The sequence below is a fragment of the Pseudomonas sp. GV047 genome (genome assembly GCF_003058245.1).
In the GTDB taxonomy this organism is placed as follows: domain Bacteria; phylum Pseudomonadota; class Gammaproteobacteria; order Pseudomonadales; family Pseudomonadaceae; genus Aquipseudomonas; species Aquipseudomonas marginalis.
Map to the genome: position 1 here is coordinate 1 of NZ_QCWA01000012.1, position 22,804 is coordinate 22,804.

The window sequence follows — 22,804 nt, forward strand, 5'->3', positions numbered from 1 at the left end:
CTGGATGCGAGTACCAGCAATATCCTCACCGTGGAAGACCCGGTGGAATACGACCTGCCGGGCATCAGCCAGATCCAGGTCAATGCCAAGATCGATATGACTTTCGGCCTGGCCCTGCGGGCGATCCTGCGCCAGGACCCGGACATCATCATGATCGGTGAAATCCGCGACCTGGAGACCGCGCAAATCGCGGTGCAGGCTTCGCTCACCGGGCATTTGGTACTCGCTACGTTGCACACCAACGACGCGGTATCCGCCGTCAACCGCCTGCTGGACATGGGCGTCGAGCCGTTTTTGCTGGCGTCTTCAATGCTTGGGGTTCTGGCGCAACGCCTTGTGCGTCGTCTCTGCCCGCAATGCAAGGAAGAAGACCCGGCCAGCCCGGGCACCTGGCGTCCACTGGGGTGTTTGGCGTGTAACCACACCGGCTACAGCGGTCGCACCGGCATTCATGAACTGTTCTGCATTGACGACGCGATTCGCGCGCTGATTCACCAGGGCGCCGGTGAGCAGGCGCTCAGGGCCGCAGCCCGCAGCGCCGGTATGTGCAGCATGCGTGAGGATGGCGAACGCTGGGTCAACAGCGGCGTGACGGCACCCGAAGAAGTGCTCCGCGTGACACGGGACGCCTGATGAATCGCTACCGTTTCGAAGCCGCCGACGCCATGGGCAAGATCGAGAGCGGACACCTGGAAGCCGACAGTCAGCGCGAGGCGTTCGGGATTCTGCGCCGGCGTGGCTTGACGGCCTTGTCGGTGCACCTTGAGCAAAATACGGCCTCAGGGGCTGGCGCGGGCCTGTTCAGCGCCAAGCTGTCGGACAACGACCTGGCCTGGGCCACGCGGCAACTGGCGAGCCTGCTCAGCGCCAGCCTGCCACTGGAGGCCGCGTTGAGTGCCACGGTGGAACAAGCCGAGCGCAAACACATCGTCCAGGCCCTGAGTGCGGTGCGTGCCGATGTACGCAGCGGCATGCGCCTGGCGGATGCCTTGGCCGCGCGGCCACGGGACTTTCCGGAGATCTACCGCGCGCTGATTGCGGCGGGAGAGGAGTCCGGCGACCTCGCCCAGGTGATGGAGCGGTTGGCCGACTACATCGAAGAACGCAATAACCTGCGCAGTAAAATCCTCACCGCGTTTATCTATCCTGGAGTGGTAGGGCTGGTCTCGATCGCCATCGTGATCTTCCTGCTCAGCTACGTGGTGCCCCAGGTGGTCAGTGCGTTTTCCCAGGCGCGCCAGGACTTGCCCGGGCTGACATTGGCGATGCTCAATGCCAGTGATTTCATTCGCGGTTGGGGTTGGCTGTGCCTCAGTGCTTTGATCGCGGGTTTCTGGGGCTGGCGTGTGTACCTGCGCAACCCGCTGGCGCGTCTGGGTTGGCATCGTCGCGTGTTGCGCCTGCCGCTGATCGGGCGTTTTGTACTCGGGCTCAATACCGCACGGTTTGCCTCGACCCTGGCGATTCTCGGCGGCGCCGGGGTGCCGCTGTTGCGTGCACTGGAAGCGGCACGCCAGACCTTGTCCAACGACTGCCTGAGCCAGTGCGTCAACGACGCCACTGCCAAGGTGCGCGAAGGCGTCAGCCTGGCCACGGCGCTGGCGGCGGAAAAAGTATTTCCGCCCCTGCTGATCCACCTGATAGCCAGCGGCGAAAAGACCGGCTCGCTGCCGCCTATGCTCGATCGCGCCGCGCAGACACTGTCCCGCGATATCGAGCGCCGGGCGATGGGCATGACCGCACTGCTGGAGCCACTGATGATCGTGGTGATGGGCGCGGTGGTGCTGGTGATCGTGATGGCGGTGCTGTTGCCGATCATCGAGATCAACCAACTGGTGCAGTAGCAAAAAAGCCCTCGTCACCGAGGGCTTTTCATTTCACAGGTGACAGTGTTGCTTAGAGCTTACCGGCGCCGGCCTTGGCCTTGACGTCGGCGGCGACCTTATCGGCAGCCAGCGGAGTGTAGCTGTACGGCGGGGTCCAGCCGATGCTCGAACTCCACGAGCAGCTCAATGCGCTGCCGTTGAGGGTCGAGCCGGTGTCGCGGTAGACGCTGCCACCGTAGTCGCCGGCGATCTTGTCGCAACCGCTGATACCGGCGATTTCGAAGGCGTTACGCTCGGAGAAGATCTTCGAGTTCTTGCCCACACCGTGAGCGTACGAGAACGGGTACACCTTATGGCTGGTGCTGCCCACATGGTAGTTGTTGTACAGATGCACCTGGCCGAAACGCACGCGCGGCGCACGGGCAGAGATATTCTCAAACAGGCTGTTGTGGATGGTGACCTTGAGCTTGCCGTCGTCGGTGGTGCGGCTGTCGCTGGAACCGATCAGGTTGTTCTTCTCGTGCGACTTGAATGCCGAGTACGAGATGGTCACGTAGTTGGCGCCGTTTTTAACATCCAGCGCGCCGTCGTGATGCTGCTTCGGACGGCCGTTGGCGCTGCCGTTCTGGTCATCGGTACGGCGGCCATCGGTAAAGGTCACGTGATCGACCCACACGTTATTGGCGCCCTCGATGGTCAGGCCATCGTATTCCGAGTTCCAGTTGCCGGCGCTGCCGTCCGTGGGGTCCCACTTCGGCTCGGGATCCCACGGGTTTTCGATGGTGATGTTGCGGATGATGACGTCGTTTTCCTTGGCATAGAAGAAACCCTCACGGATCTCGGCATTGCTGGTGGTACCGACGATGGTGGTTTTGCCAGGAATATCCAGGCGACCGCGTACCTTCATATCAGCAGTCGTCGTATAAGCCTTGCCTTCGCTGATATCGATGATGCCGGTGATTTTGATGATACGGCCGTTGGTGCCCACCGAAGCGCTCAGTGCGGTTTTCAGCTCAGCCGCGTTTTTTGCCGTGTAGATATTATTCGCCGCAGCTCGCGAGCCGCCCTTAGTGCCGCCGTTCTGAGTGGCCCAACCGGTGGTGGCCGAATCCAGCCAGATGTCCGCGGCATGCGCAGGAACGCTGGAAAACAGCAGGGCACCGATAACGGCACTGGCCAGTTTGGAGGCAGTGAAGGTTGAGGGTTTTGTCATGAGTAATCAGATCCTTGATTAACTTGAGTGTTTAAACGCGCACAGGCATGCGCGTTTCTCGAGCGGACGTCCTTGCCACTGGTGCAGCGAATCGAACGTCCGCTGCATGAGAAATACTATCATGTGTGTCTTTGTTGTCGTACAACTGTTTGTAAAATTAACGAGTAAAAAGTTTTATTGACTAAAATAAAATATCGGATAATTATTCCTGTGCATCTGCTCCCACGCAGAGTCATTTTCAGGGTTATCCCGATGAGTGTTAAAACCCCGTCTGTACTGGCGACTCTTTACGTCGAGGCCAATGAGTCGTGCTTTGCAACCCCCGTGGCACCTGCGCTGATGCAGGGCTTCCCGGCCGAGCCGAAACACCGGGTAACGTGGCACAACTGGATGCGCGCGCCCTTCAGCCAGTGGGGGTTCCGTCATCTGGCGCGGCTGCGTCCCACGATTGATGTGGCGGCGGGTTCAAGGCCTGCCGCTCAGCTCAAGGAAGCGCCCACAGCGCTGGACCAACTGTGTTTTGACAGCGAATGCGGGCTCAGCATCAGCGTGATCGAACACCTTGTTGCCAGCCAGACCGACGCCTTTTTGGTGATGCAGGGCGACACGGTGTTGTTCGAGCGCTACTTCAACGGCCAGCGCGCGGATGACCGGCACATCATGTTCTCGGTGACCAAGTCGCTGATCGGCACCCTCGGCGAACAACTGGTTTCCAACGGCCTGCTCAAGCCCGAGCTGTCTGCCGCGTACTACGTGCCTGAGCTGGTGGGCAGTGCGTTTGGCGATGCCACCGTGCGCCAGTTGTTCGATATGGCCGTGGGCATCGACTACAACGAGGTGTATGACGATCCCGCCTCCGAGAGTTCGCAGTACGGTTATGCCTGCGGTTTCCAGCCGGCACCGGCGCCATACGCCCAGTTTGAATCGCTGTACCAATACCTGCCGTCACTGAAAAAACGTGGCGCACACGGCGGCTTTTTCCATTACGTGACCGCCACCACCGAAGTCCTGGCATGGGTCATGGAACGGGCCTCGGGCCAGGCGTGCAGTCAGATGCTGGAACAGATCTGGGGGCGCTTGGGCTGCGAGCGCGACGGTTATTTCATGGCCGATCCCTGGGGCCGTAACGTTGCCGGGGCGGGCTTCAGTGCCACCTTGAGAGACATGGCGCGCTTCGGTCGCCTGCTCGCCAACGACGGTCGCCAGGACGGGGTCGAGCTGTTGTCGCCCGAGACCGTAGCGCGTATCGCCGCCGGTTCTGATCCGGCGATCTACGCGCAAAATGCCGAGTTCTCCAGCTGGACGCCGGGTGCGTCCTATCGCAGCCAGTGGTACGTGTTCAACGACCACAGCCAAGCCCTGATGGCCGGAGGGATCCACGGCCAATACCTGTTCATCGACAAGCCGTCCGGCGTGGTGATCGTCAAGCAATCGTCACTCACCGATGCGGTCAGCCCGTTCGATACCGACAGCGTGCGCATGCTGCGCGCGATCGCCGCCCACCTGAGTCGCTGATCCACGCCAAACAATAAGAGTCTTGCGTTCTATTCACCTGGCTTGCCCAGGTGTTGGCGGCGCCCTGCGTCGCCATTGACTGCCCTGTAACAACAATAATTCCACAGGAGCTTCTTATGGTTTTCACCAAGCGTTTCTCTCGAGCGCTGTTAGCGCTCGGCTTACCCTTGACCACCCACGTCGCGCTGGCGGGCTACACCTTTGAGGACGGCGATCTCAAGGGTGAAGTCAATCTTACCGTGGGCGGGGCGACGCTGTTTACCCGTGGCGTCAACTTCGGCAGCGGCCAGGTCGATGCACGCAGCGGCAAGAACGGCGGCGCCCGCATCAACTGGCAAGAGGTCTACGTAAAGCCGGGGGTCAAGCTCGAGTATGCGTTGCAACCGGATTTCAGCCTGCTGGCCGGCGGCTCCCTGGTGGGGGCGAGTACCTTCGGCGATGGCGATGCGGGAGGCTTCACCCGCAGCTCCGACGGCAAGGTTGCCGCCGAAGAACTCTACGGCGGTTTTCGCGCCGGCGAGTGGAAGTTCACCGCCGGCCGCCAGAACTACATGATCGGTACGGGGTTCATCGTCATGGACGGTAACCTCGACCAGTACAAAGACGGCGCCTACTGGCTCGGCCCGCGAACCGCCTTCAAGGATTCAGCGATCCTGGCCTGGGACCATGGCGCGCTGAAGTCCCAGGTATTCACCCTGCGCACCGATGATGACCTGGGCGATTTCCGCATGACCGGCGTCAACCTCGACTACAACCTCGATGACCAGGTGACGCTCGGCGCCATGGCCATGAAGGTCAATGCCCTTGGCCCCCGAGGCAGCACGCTCCCGCGCCGTCGGGACGGCATGCAGGTGTACAACCTGCGGGCGCTCAACGCCAAGGTACCCGGCGTACAGGCGCTGACGCTGAATGCCGAGTACGCGCTGGAGCGCGGCAGCGGCGAGGGCGTCGACTACGATGCCAACGCCTGGTACGCCCAGGCCGACTACGCCTTCAGCACCGTGCCGCTGACACCGATCCTCGGCTATCGCTACGCGAGCTTTTCCGGCGACGACAACCTCACCGACAACCGCCAGAAAGCCTGGGATTCACTGAGCAAGGGCTTCGTTGACTGGAGCACCTGGCTGGTCGGGGACGTGGTCGGCAACTACCTGCTGTTCAACAGCAACGAAAACGTCCAGCAGTTCTCCCTCAAGACCCACCTCAACGACACCCTGACCCTCGGCGCGATTCACTACCAGTTCTGGCTGGACGAGAAAAACTACATGGGCGCACCGGTCAGCGATCGGCGCTTTGCTGACGAAAGTGTGGTTTTCCTCGACTGGACACCCACGCCGTCGTTCTATACGTCGCTGTCCTACAACTGGGTCAAGCCACTGGCCGCCGCCAAACAGGTGTTCGGTAACGACCAGATGTTCAGTGCGCTGGAACTGTATTTCACCTACCGCTATTAAGTGCTGCGAGCCATCGCGGCCGCGCTGGAGTGTTTTGATCATGAACAGATTTTTGCGTAACACCGTGCTGGGCACTGTCGCCTCGTTGCTCATCAGTGGTTTTTGCCTGGCTGAAGAACGCACCGTACGGATCTACAACTGGATCGAATACCTGCCACCCGAAGTGCTCAAGAGTTTCCAGGAAGAAACCGGCATTCGCCCGATTTACGATGTGTTCGACAGTGCCGAAACCATGGAGTCCAAGCTGCTGACGGGCAACTCAGGGTATGACGTGGTGTTTCCCGGCACCGCCAACCTGGGGCACCTGATCACGGCCGGGGCCGTGCAGCCGCTGGACCGCCAGCAGTTGCCGAACTGGCAGCACCTGGACCCGCAGTTCATGCAATCCCTGGAAGCCGTGGGTGACACCGGCAACCGCTACGCCGTGCCTTACCTATGGGGCACCACATTGATCGGCTACAACGTCGACAAGGTACGCAAGGCCCTGGGCCCCGACGTGCAGATGAACAGCTGGGACATCATCTTCAAGGAAGAAAACCTCGCCAAGCTCGCCAGTTGTGGCGTGGGTTTCCTCGACGCCGGCAACGAGATCCTGCCGATTGCCCTGCACTACAAGGGCCTCGACCCCAATAGCCAGAAGCGTGAAGACTATGTGCAAGCCCAGGCCGTGATGATGAAGATTCGCCCTTACGTCACTTACTTCAACTCGTCGCGCTACGGCATGGACCTGGCCAACGGTGATATCTGTGTGGGCGTGGGCTGGTCCGGCGGTGTCGCATTGGCCACGCGACTGGCAGATGCCGCCGGCAAGGGCGTCAAGGTCGAGATGGCACTGCCCAAGGAAGGCGCGCCGATGTGGGCGGACGTGATGATGATCCCGGCCAAGGCACCCGATCTGGCGGAGGCCCATGCGTTCATCAATTACATCCTGCGCCCGGACGTGATTGCGCGCATCAGCAACAAGATCGGCTACCCCAACCCGAACAAGGACGCCACTGCGCTGGTGGACGCCAGCATCCGCAACGACCCCAACATGTATGTGCCGGAGGAAGCGCGCAAGACCCTGTTCGCCCTGGAACCGATTCCGGCCGCCGTGGAGCGCATCCGTACCCGCACCTGGACGGCCATCAAGAGCAACCGCTGATCAGTGTGGCCCGGTGCGTGCGCGCCGGGCCTGGAGCTTGCCATGACTGAACGGATGGACATTGCCCCCAACTTGCAGCGGGTGCTGACCCTGCGCGTCGCGATAGGGCCGGGTGTGACCCTGGGCGACAGCGTTGAAGGCCTGCGCTGCAACTACCCGATTATGGGCGGGGACTTCGATGGGGTCGGCATCAGCGGCCAGGTCCTGGCGGGCGGAGACGATTGTTTTGTTTTGCGCCCGGATGGCATCGGTCAACTGGATGCCCGCTACAGCCTGAGGACCGACGAAGGCGAGGTGATCAACATCCGTAACCGCGGCGTATTGACCATGACTGAGTACGGGCGCCAGCTGGAGCGCGACGGTCAATGGCCGATTCCTGAGACGGAGTACCGCTGCACCTGCACCCCGCTGTTTCAGGTGCCCAAGGGGCGGCTGGACTGGCTCACCCGTTCAAGTTTTATCGGCCTGGTGCATTACCCGGGCGCCGACCAGGTGGTGATTCGTTGCTATCGCTTTTACTGAGGCCCGGCCCTGGAAGCTGTCAGGCCTGCATGCCGTAGAACAGCAGCTCGGTGATGCGCCGTACCTGCGTCGAGTGCGCGTCGATATCCGGCTGTTCCTGGTTCACCAGCCTGAACAGTTGCAGGTGCGAATAGTCGTTCAACAGGAACGCGGCCAACTCCACATCGAGTTGCGGGCGCAGCTTGCCGGCCCGTTGCAGTTCCCGCAGCAGTTCGCTGATTTCCGCCCTGAGCGCATCGTTCATGGCGCGATAACCAGCCGGCAGTTCATTGCTGCCGCCGAACAGGATCAGCGGCAGCAGTTCACGCCACAGGCTGGGGTGCATGACTTCCAGGGCATAGCCGGTGAGCAGGCTTTCCAGGTGGCACAGCGCTTCGACCGGATCGTCCATTGTGTGGATCTCGCGGCGGGTGTCACTGATTGCGCGCTGATCGGCGTGATGCAGGATTTCCAGGATGATTTCCTGCTTGTTGCCGAAGTACTTGAACACCGTCGGCGGCGACACCCCGGCCTGGCTGGCGATCTGTTCGATGGTGGTGTTCTGGAAACCCTGGCGTTCAAACAGCTCGATCGCGGCCTGGCTGATAGCTTGCCGGCGTTCGGCTTTCTGACGTTCACGCAGTCCGCTCACAGGAGATCCTTGTCACGAGTAAAAAGAGGGGCACTTATCGCCCCGGTATCCCTGCAAAATACTTAATTGGGTAAAGCTTTTAAAGCACTAATTGGCATTCAAGGGATTTGCCGCTGATGCTTCTTCAACCGGTAGGCAAATTGAGCGCGGCTGAGCCCCACAAGCCTGGCAGCGGCGGCCAGGTTGCCGGCGTTGCGTTGCAGGGCTTCGTTGAGCAGGCGCGATTCAAGGCCTTCGATGGAAAACCCCGGTTCCAGTTGGCCAAGGGTGTCGAACAGTGCCAGGCACGGCGGCGGTGCGCTGTTGGACAGGCTGCCGTGGTCGTCCAGGCCGTAGGGATCGGCCGGCATCGGTTCGTTGCGAAACAGGTGCACCAGGTCGATGGGTTGGCCTTCGTCACTGGCGATCAGGCCGCGTTCGATCAGGTTTTGCAGTTCGCGCACATTGCCCGCGAAGTCATAGCGCAGCAACACCTTCAGGGCGCGCATGGTCAGGCCCGCCGGCGTTCGCGCGTATTCCTGGCAGAAGCGCGTGAGGAACGCATTGATCAACAGCGGGATGTCGTCCCGGCGTTCGCGCAGCGGGGGCAGGACGATGGGGTAGACATTCAGGCGGTAGAACAGGTCTTCACGAAAGCTGCCGTCGGCCACGGCTTTACGCAGGTCGATATTGGTGGCGGCCACCACGCGCACATCCACCTTGATCCCGCGCACCCCGCCGACCCGTTCGATTTCCCGTTCCTGCAAGGCCCGCAGCAACTTGCTTTGCCCGGCCAGGCTGAGGCTGGTGATCTCATCCAGAAACAGCGTGCCGCCCTGGGCCCGTTCGAAACGTCCAGGCCGCGAGTGCGTCGCGCCGGTATAGGCGCCGCGTTCGACACCGAACAGTTCGGCCTCGATCAGGTTGTCCGGAATGGCGGCGCAATTGAGCGCCACGAACGGGCTGTCCTGGCGGCGGCTGAGCCGGTGCAACTGGCGCGCAAACATCTCCTTGCCGACCCCTGACTCGCCGCTGATCAACACCGTTGCCGGGGTCAGTGCGACACGTTGCAGGGCTTGTGTCGCGGCGTTGAAGGCCGCACTCGCACCCACCAGTGTTTGCGGCGGGTTGGCCCTGGCACTGTGGTTCACCGGGTGGTCGGGCGTGGGCGCGACCGTGGCGTTGGCGACGGCCTGGGACACATTCAGGTAACGCAGGTCCTGCTCGACGTCACCCCATTGCTCCGCGGTCTTGCCGATCACCCGGCAACAGCGGTGGCCCATGCCCCGGCATTCCACCTCGCGGAAAATCACCATTTGCCCGAACAGGCCACTGACAAAACCGATGGCATAGCCGGTTTCAGTCCAGCACACCGGGTCCTGGCCGATGCCGTAGGCACCCACGTGTTCATCGGCCTCGCAGGAGTGGTGCCAGAGGAACTCGCCTTCATAGAACCCCGAGTCGGCATCGAACTTGAAGTGCAGCGGTTCGACCTTGGTCATGCCTTCCAGGGTGTGCAGGTGGGTCCCGGCGCGAAACACGGCGGCGGCATCGGCCTGTGGCCAGCGCTCGCGGATCAACCGCGCGTCCCGCGCGCCGGAGACATAACCGGTGCGGGTGAACAGGCCACGCGCCTGCTCCAGCCCCAGGCGTTCGATGACCTCCGCGCGCAGGGCACCGAACGACGAACCGTGCAGCAACACCATGCGTTGATCGTTGAGCCAGATACGCCCGTCTTCGGGCGAGAAGAACAGGCAATCGGTCAGTTCCGCCGGGGTGGGCGAACTGCTCTCACTGAGTTGGCGGCTGTCGCCGCGCGGATGGTAGGGCGCGCTGGCCACCCGGTCGTCGGGCAGCGCGCTGTGGGGATTAGTCATTGTTATGCCCCTGCAAAGCGAGTGATCGATATGAGTAACTGCTCAGATAGTTATTAAACATAACCTTATCAATTGAACAAGTGGCGGTGCCGCGGTTTTTGCAGCCGATGGGGCGGTGAGGCGTGGGCGCCCCGTGGCAGGCCTCGTCCCAGAGCCCTCGGTCCTTTATGTCTGCGTCGTTGGGTGCAAGCGGCACAGCCTTTGCTCAAGGCTTGATGCGGCGTTTGCACCCTGTGCAGGCGATGACAATTACAAGAACCGGGAGTTGCCATGTCAGTACCTGAAACCACCCACTTGCTACAGCGGGCCATTGCGTCCGAATGCCTGTTCAACGGCGATTGGATACCTGCCTCGGGGTCCGTGATCGCGGTGATCGAACCCGCCACCGGCGAACCCCTGATGCGCTGTGCCATGGCCAACCCGGCCGACATCGCCGTCGCCTGCCGCAGCGCGGCCCTGGCGCAGCCGGCCTGGGCAGCACTCGGCCCACGGGAGCGCGCCGAGGTGTTTCGCAAGGCGGCGGACCTGGCCCAGCAGTCCTTTGCCGAACTGGCGCTGTACGTCGCGCGGGAAACCGGCGGCGCGTTGTTCAAGGGCGAGCACGAAGTGCGCGAGGCGATTGTGCTGCTGCATCAGGCGGCGGGGCTGTTGTCCCAACCTCACGGGCTGGTGCTGCCCAGTGCGGCAGGTCGCCTGTCCTATGCCCGGCGTCAGCCCCATGGCGTGGTCGGGGTGATTTCACCGTTCAATTTTCCGCTGGTGCTCTCACTGCGCTCGGTGGCCCCGGCCCTGGCGGCGGGCAATGCGGTGGTGCTCAAGCCCGACCCGCAGACCCCGGTCAGCGGTGGTTTTCTGATCGCCCGGCTGTTCGAAGAGGCGGGCTTGCCCAAGGGCCTGCTGCAGGTATTGCCCGGTGCCGCGCCGGCGGGTGAGGCGCTGTGCCGCGATCCGAATGTGCAGATGATTGCGTTCACCGGGTCGACGGCGGCGGGGCGCAAAGTCGCCGAAGTGGCCGGACGACACCTGAAAAAAGTCGCGCTGGAACTGGGCGGCAAGAACCCGCTGATCATTCTCGAAGACGCCGACCTCGACCTGGCCGCGAGCAATGCCGCCTGGGGCGCCTGGCTGCACCAGGGGCAAATCTGCATGGCCACCGGCTTGATTCTCGCCCATGAATCCATCGCCGAACGCCTCACGCGCAAGTTGGTGGACAAGGCCCGGGCGTTGACCGTGGGCAATGCCGCCCGCGGTGAAGCCGCGCTCGGCCCGTTGATCAACCAACGGCAATTGCAGCGCGTGCACGAGATCGTCAGCGACAGCCTGCAAGCGGGCGCACGGTTGGAGGCGGGTGGCGAATACGACCAATTGTTCTACCAGCCCACCGTGCTCAGCGGTGTGCGGCCAGGCATGCGCGCGTTTGAGGATGAAATCTTCGGGCCGGTGGCCACGGTGGTCAGTTTTGCCACCGACGAGGAGGCCATCGAGCTGGCCAACCGCACCGAGTACGGCCTCTCGGCCGCGATCATCTCGCCTTCGGTCGGGCGTGCCATGGCCATCGGCGAGCGGCTTGACTGCGGCCTGCTGCACATCAATGACCAGACCGTCGCCGACGAATGCATCAACCCCTTTGGTGGGCGCGGCGCTTCCGGTAATGGCGGCAGCGTAGGCGGGCCGGCCGACTGGGACGAGTACAGCCAGTGGCAGTGGGTCACGGTGAAGAACACTGCACCTGCCTATCCGTTTTGATCCACCTATGCCTATACAAAAACAAGAGGGCTTGAACATGAACCTGCACAACAAAACCCTGGTCGTCACCGGCGTCGCCTCCGGCATTGGCGCCGAGCTGGCGCGGCTCGCGCGCTTCCAGGGTGCCACGGTGATCGGCGTTGATCGCCATGCACCGCAACTGACCCTGGATGGCTTTTTCCAGGCTGACCTGGGCGATCCGGCCAGCATCGATGCCCTGGTGGCGCGCCTGCCGGCACGGGTCGACGGGCTGTGCAACATTGCCGGCGTGCCCGGTACCGCGCCCGTGCAAGCGGTGGCCACGGTCAACTACCTGGGGTTGCGGCACCTGACTCAAGCGCTGCTGCCACGCATGGCGGCGGGCGGCAGCATCGTCAATGTCGCTTCGGTGCTCGGTGCGCAGTGGCCGCAACGCCTGGAGCTGCACAAGGCCCTGGCCGCGACGCACAGCTTCGAGGCCGGGCAGCAGTGGCTGGCGGCCAATCCGGTGGAGCAGGCCAGCTGTTATCAGTACTTCAAGGAGGCGCTGATCGTGTGGAGCTTCCAGCAATCCCAAGGCTGGTTTCGCGATCACGCGGTGCGTATCAACTGCGTGGCGCCGGGGCCGGTGTTTACCCCGATTCTCGACGATTTTGTCAGCATGCTCGGGCCGGAGCGGGTGGCCGCGGACAGCCAGCGCATGACCCGTCCGGCCCTGGCCGATGAGGTGGCGGCGGTGATCGCCTTCCTGTGCTCCGACGCCGCGCGCTGGGTCAACGGGGTCAATCTGCCGGTGGACGGTGGGTTGGCGGCGACCTACGTGTAGGGGGTGCTACAGCGGTAAACCCCGGTGCGGATCCACCGTGCCGGGGGTCTTGAACAACAACAAAAATACAGGACATACAAGATGCTCAAGCCTATCTTGCGGACGGTTGCGGCCGGGACCTTTATCGCACTGTCATCGACTGCACATGCTTACGACTTGCCCGGCCTCAACCTGGGCAGCACCAGTTTCTACGACGGCTCACCGGCACCCGCCGGCCCGGGCTGGTACCTGGAGGAATACCTGACGTACTCCCGGGCCAGCCGTTTCAATGATGCCAACGGCCACAAGCTGGCACTGCCCAACCAGGACGTGGAAGTGGTGGCGCCTACCACACAGATCATCTACCTCGGCCAACCCTTGGCGAATGGCGCGATGCCCGGATTCACCCTGATCAACACCTCCCTGGCCCATGTGGATGTCGACGACGGGTTGAACAATGCGGCCCTGAGTTCTCGCGCCGGCTTTGGTGATGTGATTGTGGGGCCCTTCGTGCAACTGCCGACCCTGAGCCGCGCCGATGGCAGCCCGCTGTTGACCCAACGTATCGAAGCCGATATCTCGGTGCCGGTGGGCGCCTATGACCGCAAGCGCTCGATCAACCCAGGCAGCAACTTCTGGTCATTCAACCCGTATTACGCGGCGACGTACTGGTTCAGCCCGAAGTGGTCGACGAGCGGGCGGTTCATGTACCTGTGGAATGGCAAGAACGATGATCCGCAGGCAGGCTTCGGGGATGTTTCCGATACCCAGGCCGGGCAGGCGTTGCATGCCAACCTGACCCTGCAATATGCCGTGAGCCAGCAACTGAGCGTGGGGGTTAACGGCTACTGGTTGAAGCAGATCACCGACACCCAGGTCGATGGGCACGCCGTGAGCGGGCGTCGGGAGAAGGTCTGGGCCATCGGCCCAGGCCTGGTCTACGGGTTCAGCAAGGAAGACGTGCTATCGGTAAACGCCTACTTCGAGCAGCAGGCGGAGAACCGCACGCAGGGCAACAAACTGGTGCTCAATTGGCTGCATAAGTTCTAGTGGGCGCCGTACGCACCATCACGCTGATGATGGTCAGTGTGGCAATCACCACCCCGGGGGAGGTCGCCAGCAGTACCCCGGCGGTGCCGGCGCCGGCGGCGAGCAGTTGCCCGGCCGCCAGCGGCCCGGCCACCGAACCCAGGCGGCCGACGGCCACCGCGGCACCGACACCGGTGGCGCGTACCGAGGTCGGGTAGGAGGGCGGTGCCGATGCGTACAGCACCAACTGCGCGGCCATCACGAACAGGCCGGCGGCAAAACCGGCGATGGCCATGGGCACGATGCCCACCGACAACCCGACTCCGGCCAATGCCGCCAGCAACCCGGCATACACACCCAGCACCACTTTGACGGCATTGCAGCGGTCCAGCAGCACGCCGCCGAGCAGCGAGCCGAGGGCGCCGCCGATATTGAAGAGCATCTGCACCATGCCCGCCTGGGGTTTGCTGAAACCCTGCTCCAGCAACAGCGACGGCAGCCAGTTAAGCAGCATGTACATCACGGTCAGGGTGAAGAAATAGCTGAGCCACAACGCCAACGTGGTGCGGGCGCGACCTTCGCCGAACAGCGCCTGGCCGGTAGAAGGGCGGGCGCCGTGCGTAGTGTCGCGCTGTTGGCGAAAGGCGCTGGACTCCGGCAGCAGCAGGATCATCAACGGCACGGCGAGCAACGGCGCCAGGCCACCGATGATAAAGGTGGTCTGCCAGTGCTCACTGGAAAACATCGCCACCACCGCGGCCAATGCGCCACCCAGCGGCACCCCGCAGTACATCACGCTGATGGCCGTGCCCCGGTTGCGTTCGCTCACTGCTTCGGCGCACAGCGCGATCAGGTTGGGCAGTGCGGCGCCCAGGCCCAGGCCGGTGAGAAAGCGCACCAGCAACAGGCTGGCGTAGCTGTCGACAAACGCGGTGCTCAGGGAAAACAGCCCGAACAGCAGCACGGCACCCACCAGGATTTTCTTGCGCCCGATGCGGTCGGCGACCCAGCCGCCGAAGAACGCCCCCGGCAGCAGGCCGATGATGCCGACGCTGAACACCCAGCCGAGCATCTTCGGATCCAGGGCGAACGTTTGACGTAACCCGGCGGCGGCAGTGCCGGCGGCCTGCAGATCGAACCCTTCGATCAGCGCAACGATAAAGCACAACGCAATAGTCAGCGTCGAACGACGCGATGGACTGTCCATGGGCAAACCTCATTGTTGTTTTTGTTGTGGTGACGAGCGCGAGTGGCTGCTGGTGATTAAGATAACAAAGATAACTAAAAAATGAATCGTGGATTAATTCGCCCATAAAGCATGAATAAATCCATGTAATTCATTGGCTTGCGATGTTGATCCATATGCAACTAAAAAATAGATAGCTTTATTAATGTTCGATTATCGCTCAGTTGTGGTTGACGGGCACCGCCGGCTGTTTCCATTCTTGGCTCGCGAAGCCGACCGGGCCGAGCGTGTGCCACCCCAAAAACAACAACAAAAAATGGACATCGAACATGCCAGAACTCCCTATGGAGCACGCCGTTGCAGCGGCGCCCGTCGCCTGTGTGTCGAACAATACCCCACGCCTGCTCATGGCATGCCTGGCCTTGAGCGTGTTGCCCACTTCGCTATGGGCCGCAGGCTTTATCGACGACAGCCACGGCACCTTGACCTTGCGCAATTACTACCTGGACCGCGACTACAAGGACGACGGGGCGAAGACCGCCGCGCGGGAATGGGCCCAGGCGTTCATCCTCAACCTGGAATCGGGCTACACCCCGGGCCCGGTGGGCTTCGGCCTGGATGTGCGCGGGTTGATGGGGGTCAAGCTCGACTCCTCGCCGGACCGCAGCGGCACCGAGTTGCTGCCGGTGTCGGCCAGCGACAAGCGCGCCGCCGATGAGTACTCGCGCCTGGCCCCGACTGCCAAGCTGCGGTTTGCGCAAACCACGGTGAAGGCCGGCGATGTGTCGATCTTCCTGCCGTTCGCCTTTGCCAGCCCGTCGCGCCTGTTGCCGCAAACCTTTCGCGGCACCACCTTGAGCTCCAAGGACATCGATGGCCTGACCTTCAACACCGGCTACATCGACCGCATCAACAAGCGCGACTCCACCGACTACCAGGCCATGACCATCGCTTCGCCCAACCGGCGTTTCAACGCCACCGCCACCACGTCGCACCTGGCGTATGTGGGCGGGGACTATCAGGTCAACAAAGACCTCAGCCTGCGCGTCTATCACTCCCAGGTCGCCGACCTCTACCAGCAGGACACCCTGGCACTGCTGCACAACCTGCCGCTGGGCGATGGCGTGCTCACCAGCGACCTGCGCAGCTTTTTCAGCCGCGAGGACGGCAGTGCCAAGGCGGGCAAGGTGGATAACCGCAACCTCTCGGCGCTGTTCGGCTACCGCCTCGGCGGCCATCGCGTCAGCCTTGGCTACATGCACTCAAGCGGGGAGACGGCCACACCCTATATCTCCGGCACCGAGTTGATGGGCATGAGCGAGCTGACCATGAGCTCGGACTTTCTTAACGCCAAGGAGCGCACCTGGCAAGCCATCTATGACTACGACTTCGCCGCAGCGGGTGTGCCGGGGCTCAAGAGTCGGCTGCGCTATGTGCGCGGCGACAACATCGAACTGGCCGCTTTCAATGCCGAGGACCGCAAGGAGCGCGAGTTCCAGATGGAGTTGGGGTATGTGATCCAGGACGGCCCGCTGAAGAACGTCGGGTTCATGGCGCGCAAGTCGATCTACCGCAATGACTTCCCGAGCGGCGCGGCGTTTCGCGATGAAAACCAGACCCGTTTCCTGGTCCTCTACACCGTGGCGCTCTGGTAGGCCGCTCAGTCCTGATAGACCTTCTTCAGCAGGCGCAGCAGCTCTTCGCGTTCCTGGGCGTCAAGGGCGGCCGTGGCGTCCAGGTCACTCTGGGCGGCGATGGCCTTGAGTTCCTTGAGCAGGATTTCGCCGCTCTTGCTGAGGAAGATCCCGTAGGAGCGCTTGTCCGGCTTGCAGCGCACCCGCACGGCGAGGGCGCGGCTTTCCAGCTTGTTCAGCAACGGCACTACCTGGGGCGGCTCGATGGCCAGGGCGCGGGCCAGGTCGGCCTGCATCAGCCCGGGGTTCTGCTCGATGATTGCCAGGGCCGAGAACTGTGCGGGGCGCAGGTCGTGGTCCGACAGCCGGCCGATCAGGTTCTGGAACAGCTTGAGCTGGGCGCGGCGCATGGCGTAGCCGATCAGATCGTCCAGGGCTGAATCCAGCGGCGGCCGTACCTCGTCGTTGTCGGGCAGGGCCTGGCTGGTGGCGGCGATGGTGGAAGGCTTGGCCATTGGCAGTGCAATCCTCAGAAGGTGGAGGTTAAGAAGGCTATCTAGTTTGCCGGGGTTGGCGCGCCATGGCTATGCCGGCTTTTCACAGCGCCTGGAAAACGCAGGTTTCATCGCTTAAAAATATTGGTTATCCGGATTAATAGTTAATTGACATAACTATATTTGCGGTTTAATTTCGACTCATCTTCAAACCCAGAACAAGAGCGTACCGCCATGAGCAATTACGAAGGCCGTTGGACCACCGTCAAGGTTGAGATCGAAGAAGGCATCGCCTGGGTCATTCTCAATCGTCCGGAAAAACGCAACGCCATGAGCCCGACCCTGAACCGGGAAATGATCGACGTCCTCGAAACCCTCGAGCAGGACCCTGCCGCCGGCGTGCTGGTGCTGACTGGCGCGGGTGAAGCCTGGACCGCCGGCATGGACCTCAAGGAATACTTTCGCGAGGTGGACGCCGGCCCGGAAATCCTCCAGGAAAAAATTCGCCGCGAAGCCTCGCAATGGCAATGGAAACTGCTGCGCATGTACGCCAAGCCGACCATCGCCATGGTCAATGGCTGGTGCTTCGGCGGTGGCTTCAGCCCGCTGGTGGCCTGCGACCTGGCGATCTGTGCGGACGAAGCGACCTTCGGCCTTTCGGAAATCAACTGGGGCATCCCGCCGGGCAACCTGGTGAGCAAGGCCATGGCCGACACTGTGGGCCATCGCCAATCGCTGTACTACATCATGACCGGCAAGACCTTTGGCGGGCAGAAAGCCGCCGAAATGGGCCTGGTCAACGAAAGCGTGCCGCTGGCTCAACTGCGTGAAGTGACCATCGAACTGGCGCGCAACCTGCTGGAGAAAAACCCGGTGGTGTTGCGTGCCGCCAAGCATGGCTTCAAGCGCTGCCGCGAATTGACCTGGGAGCAGAACGAGGATTACCTCTACGCCAAGCTCGATCAGTCGCGCCTGCTCGATACCGAGGGCGGTCGCGAGCAGGGCATGAAGCAGTTCCTCGACGACAAGAGCATCAAGCCTGGCCTGCAGGCGTATAAACGCTGAAGGGCGCGGCCGCCTGGCCGCGCCGTTGTACCCTGCTTGAACGTATTCCCGATAAAGACAATAAAGAGGAATCACCATGCTGGACGTGCCCCTGTTGATCGGCGGCCAGTCGTGCCCCGCCCGTGACGGTCGAACCTTCGAGCGCCGCAACCCGGTGACCGGTGAAGTGGTCTCGCGGGTGGCCGCCGCCACCCTGGAAGATGCCGACGCCGCCGTAGCGGCCGCCCACGCCGCGTTCCCCGCGTGGGCGGCGCTGGCACCCAACGAACGCCGCACCCGCCTGCTCAATGCCGCCGAGCAATTGCAGGCGCGCAGCGCCGAATTCATTGCCGCCGCCGGCGAGACCGGCGCCATGGCCAACTGGTATGGCTTCAACGTGCGCCTGGCGGCCAATATGCTGCGCGAAGCGGCGTCGATGACCACCCAGATCACCGGTGAAGTGATCCCCTCCGATGTCCCCGGCAGTTTCGCCATGGCCTTGCGTCAGCCTTGCGGCGTGGTACTGGGCATCGCGCCGTGGAATGCCCCGGTGATCCTCGCCACCCGCGCCATCGCCATGCCGTTGGCCTGCGGCAATACCGTGGTGCTCAAGGCCTCGGAGCTGAGCCCTGCGGTGCACCGCCTGATTGGCCAGGTGTTGCAGGACGCCGGCCTGGGCGATGGCGTGGTCAATGTCATCAGCAATGCCCCGGCGGATGCCGCTGCGATTGTCGAGCGGCTGATCGCCAACCCGGCCGTGCGCCGGGTCAACTTCACCGGCTCGACCCATGTGGGGCGGATTGTCGGCGAACTCTCGGCGCGTCACCTCAAGCCGGCCTTGCTGGAACTGGGCGGCAAGGCGCCGTTGCTGGTGCTCGACGACGCCGACCTCGACGCGGCGGTGGCAGCGGCGGCCTTTGGCGCCTATTTCAACCAGGGCCAGATTTGCATGTCCACCGAGCGCCTGATTGTCGATGCCAAGGTCGCCGATGCGTTCACCGCCAAGCTGGCGGCCAAGGTCGCGACCCTGCGCGCAGGCGATCCCATTGCAGCGGATTCGGTTCTGGGTTCCCTGGTGGACGCCGGCGCCGGCACACGCATCAAGGCCCTGATCGACGATGCCCTCGCCAAGGGCGCGCGGCTGGTGGTGGGTGGCCAACTGGACGGCAGCATCCTGCAGCCGACCCTGATCGATGGCGTTACCGAGCATATGCGCCTGTACCGCGAAGAATCCTTCGGTCCGGTGGCGGTACTGCTGCGCGGTGACGGGGATGAAGCCTTGTTGCGCCTGGCCAACGACTCCGAGTTCGGCCTCTCGGCGGCGATCTTCAGCCGTGACACCGGGCGTGCACTGGCCCTGGCCCAGCGTGTCGAGTCGGGCATTTGCCATATCAACGGCCCGACCGTGCATGACGAGGCCCAGATGCCGTTTGGCGGGGTCAAGTCCAGCGGCTACGGCAGCTTCGGCGGCAAGGCCTCGATCGAGCACTTCACGCAATTGCGCTGGGTGACCTTGCAGAACGGGCCACGGCATTACCCGATCTGAGCAGGCGTCGCGACATAACAATAACAAGGCGGCGTTGACCCGCCTTGCTGGAGGACACCCTTGTGAGTTCCGAATTCAGACCGCAACCCCAGCCCGCACCGCGATACCGCGAGGTCTCCATCGGCCACGCAGCGGTGGCGGTCACTGAAGAACACGGCGTGCTGCATATGCGCTCCCTGGAGCCCCTGGCCGAGTTGCCGGCGCGCCTGCTCGATCGCCTGGTGCATTGGGCCCGGGTGCGCCCCGAGCAGACGTTTATCGCGGCCCGCCAGGCCGGTGGTGATTGGCGCCGGGTCAGCTACCGCGAGATGCTCGACAGCGTGCGTGCGATTGCCCAGGGCCTGTTGCGTTACGGGTTGTCGGCGGATAAGCCGCTGGCCTTGCTGTCGGGCAACGACATCGAGCATTTGCAGGTCGCCCTCGGCGCGATGTACGCCGGCATTCCCTATTGCCCGGTGTCGCCGGCGTATTCGTTGTTGTCCCAGGATTTCGCCAAGCTGCGGCATGTGTGCAACCTGCTGCAACCGGGGCTGGTGTTCGTCAGCGATGCGGCGGCTTACCAGCGTGCCATCGACGCCGTCCTGCCGGCCGAGACCCCGCTGATCAGCGTGCGCGGCCACGTGCCTGGGCGCACTCAGGCCAGCTTCGCCTGCCTGCTGCAAACGCCGGGCGCCGCCGAGGCCGACGCGGCGTTCCAGGCCACCGGCCCCGACAGCATCGCCAAGTTCCTGTTCACCTCGGGTTCGACCAAGTTGCCCAAGGCGGTGATCACCACCCAGCGCATGCTTTGTGCCAACCAGCAAATGCTGCTGCAGACGTTCCCGGTGTTCGGTGAGGAACCGCCGGTGCTGGTGGACTGGCTGCCGTGGAACCACACCTTCGGTGGCAGCCATAACGTCGGCATCGTGCTCTACAACGGCGGCACCTTTTACCTCGACGACGGCAAGCCCACGGCCCAGGGCTTTGCCGAGACCTTGCGCAACCTCAAGGAAGTCTCGCCCACGGCCTACCTGACGGTGCCCAAGGGCTGGGAAGAACTGGTCAACGCCCTGGAACAGGACGCCGAGTTGCGTGAACGCTTTTTTGCGCGGATGAAACTGTTCTTCTTCGCCGCCGCCGGCCTGTCGCAAAGTATCTGGGATCGCCTCGACCGCGTGGCCGAACAGCACTGCGGTGAACGTATCCGCATGATGGCCGGGCTGGGCATGACCGAAGCCGCGCCGTCCTGCACCTTCACCACCGGGCCGTTGTCCATGGCCGGCTACATCGGCTTGCCCGCGCCGGGCTGCGAGGTGCGCCTGGTGCCGTTGGACGGCAAGTTCGAAGGGCGCTTTCGCGGGCCGCACATCATGCCGGGGTACTGGCGGGCGCCGGAGCAAACCGCCGAGGTGTTCGACGACCAGGGTTTCTACTGTTCAGGTGACGCGATCAAGCTCGCCGACCCGCACCAGCCGCAATTGGGGCTGATGTTCGACGGGCGGATTGCCGAGGATTTCAAGTTGTCTTCCGGGGTGTTTGTCAGTGTCGGCCCGTTGCGCAATCGCGCGGTGCTCGACGGCGCGCCCTATGTGCAGGACCTGGTGATTGCCGCGCCGGACCGCGAATGCCTGGGCGCCCTGGTATTCCCCCGGCTCTACGAGTGCCGTCGGCTGGCCGGCTTGAGCGCCGACGCCAGCGACGCTGAGGTGCTGGGCAGCGCACCGGTACGCCAGTGGTTCGGCGACTGGTTGCAGCGCCTCAACCGCGAGGCCACCGGCAATGCCAGTCGCCTGGAATGGATTGCCCTGCTCGACGAGCCAGCGTCTATCGATCGCGGGGAAATCACCGACAAGGGTTCGATCAACCAGCGCGCCGTGCTGCAATGGCGTGCGGCCAGGGTCGAGGCGCTGTATCGCGGTGAAGACCCTGCGATCCTGCGCGCCGGGCCCAAGCCTTGAACAGCGCCGGGCAGTACTCGGCGTTTGCCGATGCGGCGATTTTCGCGGCGGTGCGCACGCCGTGGGTCGACCTTGGCGGTGCACTGTCCCAGGTGTCGCCTATCGATTTGGGAATCAAGGTGGGCCGCGAAGTACTGGCCCGGGCCGGCATCGAGCCACAGGCCGTGGACAGCGTGCTGGCCGGCTCCATGGCCCAGGCCAGTTTCGATGCCTACTTGCTGCCCCGGCATATCGGCCTGTACAGCGGGGTGGCGCAAGCAGTCCCGGCACTGGGGGTGCAGCGCATCTGCGCCACCGGTTTCGAGCTGCTGCGCCAGGCCGCTGAACAACTGCGCGACGAGGTGCAACTGGCGCTGTGCGTGGCCAGTGAATCCATGTCGCGCAACCCGATTGCGGCCTACACCCATCGGGATGGGTTTCGCCTCGGCGGCGAGGTGCAATTCAAGGATTTTCTCTGGGAGGCCCTGTACGACCCGGCCCCCGGCCTGGACATGATCGCCACCGCCGACAACCTGGCGCGCCGTTATGGCCTGAGCCGCAAGGCCGTGGACCGCTACGCCTGCGACAGCCATCAGCGTGCCTTGCAGGCGCAACGTGACGGCGCGTGGGCGGAAGAAATCGTCACGGTCGATAACCAGGTGTTCGAGCTTGAGGGGTACCAGCCCAGGGGCATCAGCCTCGCGCGCCGGGCGAGTGCCGTCAGCGCCGACAGCCACCCACGTCCTACCGACCTTGAGGCCCTGACGCGCTTGCGCGCCGTGCATCCAGGCGGCGTGCAAACCGCCGGCAACAGTTGCGCGGTGGTCGATGGTGCGGCGGCGGCTTTGGTGGGGCGTGCCTCGGCCTGCACGCGCCCGGCCCTGGCGCGGCTGCTGGCCAGCGCGGTGGTCGGTGTGGCCCCCGAGTTCATGGGCATCGGCCCGGCACCGGCGATCCGCCTGCTGCTGCAACGCAGCGGCTTGAACCTGGGCGACATCGGCCGCTTCGAAATCAACGAAGCCCAGGCCGCCCAGGTACTGGCGGTTGCCCATGAACTGGAGCTGGACAGCAGCCGCCTCAACGTCGAGGGCGGTTCCCTTGCCCTGGGGCATCCGTTGGCTGCCACCGGCCTGCGCCTGGTGATGACCCTGGCCCGGCAACTGCGCCAGCACAACCTGCGCTACGGGATTGCTGCGGCGTGCGTGGGCGGCGGGCAGGGCATGGCGTTGCTGATCGAGAACCCTGCCTACCGGGCTTGAAGCGC

General features: G+C 63.3%; 19 protein-coding genes and 1 pseudogene. 15 read left to right on the top strand and 5 right to left on the bottom strand.

What is annotated here, in order from left to right; all coding sequences use genetic code 11:
• Window positions 1–633 (top strand): ATPase, T2SS/T4P/T4SS family (locus C8K58_RS25290; RefSeq protein ID WP_166655330.1); only part of this gene is annotated, 633 nt, incomplete at its 5' end.
• Window positions 633–1,844 (top strand): type II secretion system inner membrane protein GspF, encoded by a 1,212-nt coding sequence (gene gspF, locus C8K58_RS25295; protein WP_027603448.1) that lies wholly within the window; start codon window positions 633–635, stop codon window positions 1,842–1,844. The genes C8K58_RS25290 and gspF, both read left to right, overlap by 1 nt.
• Before the next feature lie 52 nt (window positions 1,845–1,896).
• Here the strand turns inward: gspF and C8K58_RS25300 are convergent, their stop codons facing one another.
• Window positions 1,897–3,039: a polysaccharide lyase family 1 protein gene (locus C8K58_RS25300; protein ID WP_027603449.1), complete on the bottom strand. Its 1,143-nt coding sequence runs from the start codon at window positions 3,037–3,039 to the stop codon at window positions 1,897–1,899.
• Window positions 3,040–3,429: 390 nt separating this feature from the next.
• Here C8K58_RS25300 and C8K58_RS25305 point away from each other — a divergent pair.
• From C8K58_RS25305 to C8K58_RS25320, 5 genes and pseudogenes are all read left to right on the top strand, one after another.
• Window positions 3,430–4,476 (top strand): annotated as a pseudogene (locus C8K58_RS25305) (serine hydrolase domain-containing protein); the annotation flags it as partial.
• Complete coding sequence (locus C8K58_RS33170) at window positions 4,470–4,571, top strand: hypothetical protein (RefSeq protein ID WP_368961871.1); 102 nt, start codon at window positions 4,470–4,472, stop codon at window positions 4,569–4,571. The pseudogene C8K58_RS25305 and the gene C8K58_RS33170, both read left to right, overlap by 7 nt.
• A 99-nt stretch (window positions 4,572–4,670) precedes the next feature.
• Entirely contained in the window at window positions 4,671–6,008 is a 1,338-nt protein-coding gene (locus C8K58_RS25310; RefSeq protein WP_108574555.1) for an alginate export family protein, read from the top strand.
• Between the two features lie 40 nt (window positions 6,009–6,048).
• Complete coding sequence (locus tag C8K58_RS25315) at window positions 6,049–7,152, top strand: polyamine ABC transporter substrate-binding protein (protein ID WP_027603452.1); 1,104 nt, start codon at window positions 6,049–6,051, stop codon at window positions 7,150–7,152.
• Window positions 7,153–7,194: 42 nt separating this feature from the next.
• Window positions 7,195–7,674, top strand: a complete 480-nt coding sequence (locus tag C8K58_RS25320) for a DUF3237 domain-containing protein (protein WP_027603453.1) — start codon at window positions 7,195–7,197, stop codon at window positions 7,672–7,674.
• Window positions 7,675–7,693: 19 nt separating this feature from the next.
• Here the strand turns inward: C8K58_RS25320 and C8K58_RS25325 are convergent, their stop codons facing one another.
• Both C8K58_RS25325 and C8K58_RS25330 read right to left on the bottom strand, forming a co-directional pair.
• Window positions 7,694–8,305, bottom strand: a complete 612-nt coding sequence (locus tag C8K58_RS25325) for a TetR/AcrR family transcriptional regulator (RefSeq protein ID WP_027603454.1) — start codon at window positions 8,303–8,305, stop codon at window positions 7,694–7,696.
• A gap of 98 nt (window positions 8,306–8,403) precedes the next feature.
• On the bottom strand, window positions 8,404–10,161 hold the full coding sequence (locus tag C8K58_RS25330) for a sigma-54-dependent Fis family transcriptional regulator (RefSeq protein ID WP_108574556.1): 1,758 nt from the start codon (window positions 10,159–10,161) through the stop codon (window positions 8,404–8,406).
• A 270-nt stretch (window positions 10,162–10,431) separates the two neighbouring features.
• Here C8K58_RS25330 and C8K58_RS25335 point away from each other — a divergent pair, with 270 nt between their 5' ends.
• The 3 genes from C8K58_RS25335 (at window position 10,432) to C8K58_RS25345 (ending at window position 13,741) form a co-directional block, all read left to right on the top strand.
• A complete protein-coding gene (locus C8K58_RS25335; protein WP_027603456.1) occupies window positions 10,432–11,907 on the top strand; it encodes a benzaldehyde dehydrogenase in 1,476 nt (491 codons plus the stop codon).
• A gap of 37 nt (window positions 11,908–11,944) precedes the next feature.
• Entirely contained in the window at window positions 11,945–12,712 is a 768-nt protein-coding gene (locus C8K58_RS25340) for a coniferyl-alcohol dehydrogenase (protein WP_027603457.1), read from the top strand.
• A gap of 81 nt (window positions 12,713–12,793) precedes the next feature.
• Window positions 12,794–13,741 (top strand): transporter, encoded by a 948-nt coding sequence (locus tag C8K58_RS25345; protein WP_108574557.1) that lies wholly within the window; start codon window positions 12,794–12,796, stop codon window positions 13,739–13,741.
• On the opposite strand, the gene mhpT is transcribed toward C8K58_RS25345, so the two are convergent.
• Window positions 13,719–14,927: a 3-(3-hydroxy-phenyl)propionate transporter MhpT gene (gene mhpT, locus C8K58_RS25350; RefSeq protein WP_108574558.1), complete on the bottom strand. Its 1,209-nt coding sequence runs from the start codon at window positions 14,925–14,927 to the stop codon at window positions 13,719–13,721. The two genes, C8K58_RS25345 and mhpT, sit on opposite strands and share 23 nt — an antisense overlap.
• Window positions 14,928–15,235: 308 nt before the next feature.
• Here mhpT and C8K58_RS25355 point away from each other — a divergent pair, with 308 nt between their 5' ends.
• On the top strand, window positions 15,236–16,561 hold the full coding sequence (locus tag C8K58_RS25355) for an OprD family porin (RefSeq protein WP_178087841.1): 1,326 nt from the start codon (window positions 15,236–15,238) through the stop codon (window positions 16,559–16,561).
• A gap of 5 nt (window positions 16,562–16,566) precedes the next feature.
• Here the strand turns inward: C8K58_RS25355 and C8K58_RS25360 are convergent, their stop codons facing one another.
• A complete protein-coding gene (locus tag C8K58_RS25360) occupies window positions 16,567–17,055 on the bottom strand; it encodes a MarR family winged helix-turn-helix transcriptional regulator (protein WP_108574560.1) in 489 nt (162 codons plus the stop codon).
• Between the two features lie 213 nt (window positions 17,056–17,268).
• Between C8K58_RS25360 and C8K58_RS25365 the strand changes: the two genes are divergently transcribed.
• The 4 genes from C8K58_RS25365 (at window position 17,269) to C8K58_RS25380 (ending at window position 22,799) form a co-directional block, all read left to right on the top strand.
• On the top strand, window positions 17,269–18,099 hold the full coding sequence (locus C8K58_RS25365) for a p-hydroxycinnamoyl CoA hydratase/lyase (RefSeq protein WP_010567568.1): 831 nt from the start codon (window positions 17,269–17,271) through the stop codon (window positions 18,097–18,099).
• Between the two features lie 76 nt (window positions 18,100–18,175).
• Window positions 18,176–19,624 carry an aldehyde dehydrogenase gene (locus C8K58_RS25370; protein WP_027603462.1) on the top strand — a complete coding sequence of 483 codons (1,449 nt, stop codon included), beginning with the start codon at window positions 18,176–18,178 and terminating at the stop codon, window positions 19,622–19,624.
• A gap of 62 nt (window positions 19,625–19,686) precedes the next feature.
• A complete protein-coding gene (locus tag C8K58_RS25375; protein ID WP_108574561.1) occupies window positions 19,687–21,561 on the top strand; it encodes a feruloyl-CoA synthase in 1,875 nt (624 codons plus the stop codon).
• Entirely contained in the window at window positions 21,558–22,799 is a 1,242-nt protein-coding gene (locus C8K58_RS25380) for a thiolase family protein (RefSeq protein ID WP_108574562.1), read from the top strand. Before C8K58_RS25375 ends, C8K58_RS25380 begins: the two co-directional genes overlap by 4 nt.
• Window positions 22,800–22,804 lie beyond the last annotated feature (5 nt).

Excerpts from the sequence above, each read along its gene's own strand:
- gspF (WP_027603448.1), top strand. The coding sequence starts at position 633 with ATGAATCGCTACCGTTTCGAAGCCGCCGACGCCATGGGCAAGATCGAG.
- C8K58_RS25345 (WP_108574557.1), top strand. The coding sequence starts at position 12,794 with ATGCTCAAGCCTATCTTGCGGACGGTTGCGGCCGGGACCTTTATCGCA.
- C8K58_RS25330 (WP_108574556.1), bottom strand. The coding sequence starts at position 10,161 with ATGACTAATCCCCACAGCGCGCTGCCCGACGACCGGGTGGCCAGCGCG.
- C8K58_RS25310 (WP_108574555.1), top strand. The coding sequence starts at position 4,671 with ATGGTTTTCACCAAGCGTTTCTCTCGAGCGCTGTTAGCGCTCGGCTTA.
- C8K58_RS25320 (WP_027603453.1), top strand. The coding sequence starts at position 7,195 with ATGACTGAACGGATGGACATTGCCCCCAACTTGCAGCGGGTGCTGACC.
- C8K58_RS25335 (WP_027603456.1), top strand. The coding sequence starts at position 10,432 with ATGTCAGTACCTGAAACCACCCACTTGCTACAGCGGGCCATTGCGTCC.
- C8K58_RS25365 (WP_010567568.1), top strand. The coding sequence starts at position 17,269 with ATGAGCAATTACGAAGGCCGTTGGACCACCGTCAAGGTTGAGATCGAA.
- C8K58_RS25300 (WP_027603449.1), bottom strand. The coding sequence starts at position 3,039 with ATGACAAAACCCTCAACCTTCACTGCCTCCAAACTGGCCAGTGCCGTT.
- C8K58_RS25340 (WP_027603457.1), top strand. The coding sequence starts at position 11,945 with ATGAACCTGCACAACAAAACCCTGGTCGTCACCGGCGTCGCCTCCGGC.
- C8K58_RS25355 (WP_178087841.1), top strand. The coding sequence starts at position 15,236 with ATGCCAGAACTCCCTATGGAGCACGCCGTTGCAGCGGCGCCCGTCGCC.
- C8K58_RS25360 (WP_108574560.1), bottom strand. The coding sequence starts at position 17,055 with ATGGCCAAGCCTTCCACCATCGCCGCCACCAGCCAGGCCCTGCCCGAC.
- C8K58_RS25315 (WP_027603452.1), top strand. The coding sequence starts at position 6,049 with ATGAACAGATTTTTGCGTAACACCGTGCTGGGCACTGTCGCCTCGTTG.
- mhpT (WP_108574558.1), bottom strand. The coding sequence starts at position 14,927 with ATGGACAGTCCATCGCGTCGTTCGACGCTGACTATTGCGTTGTGCTTT.
- C8K58_RS25370 (WP_027603462.1), top strand. The coding sequence starts at position 18,176 with ATGCTGGACGTGCCCCTGTTGATCGGCGGCCAGTCGTGCCCCGCCCGT.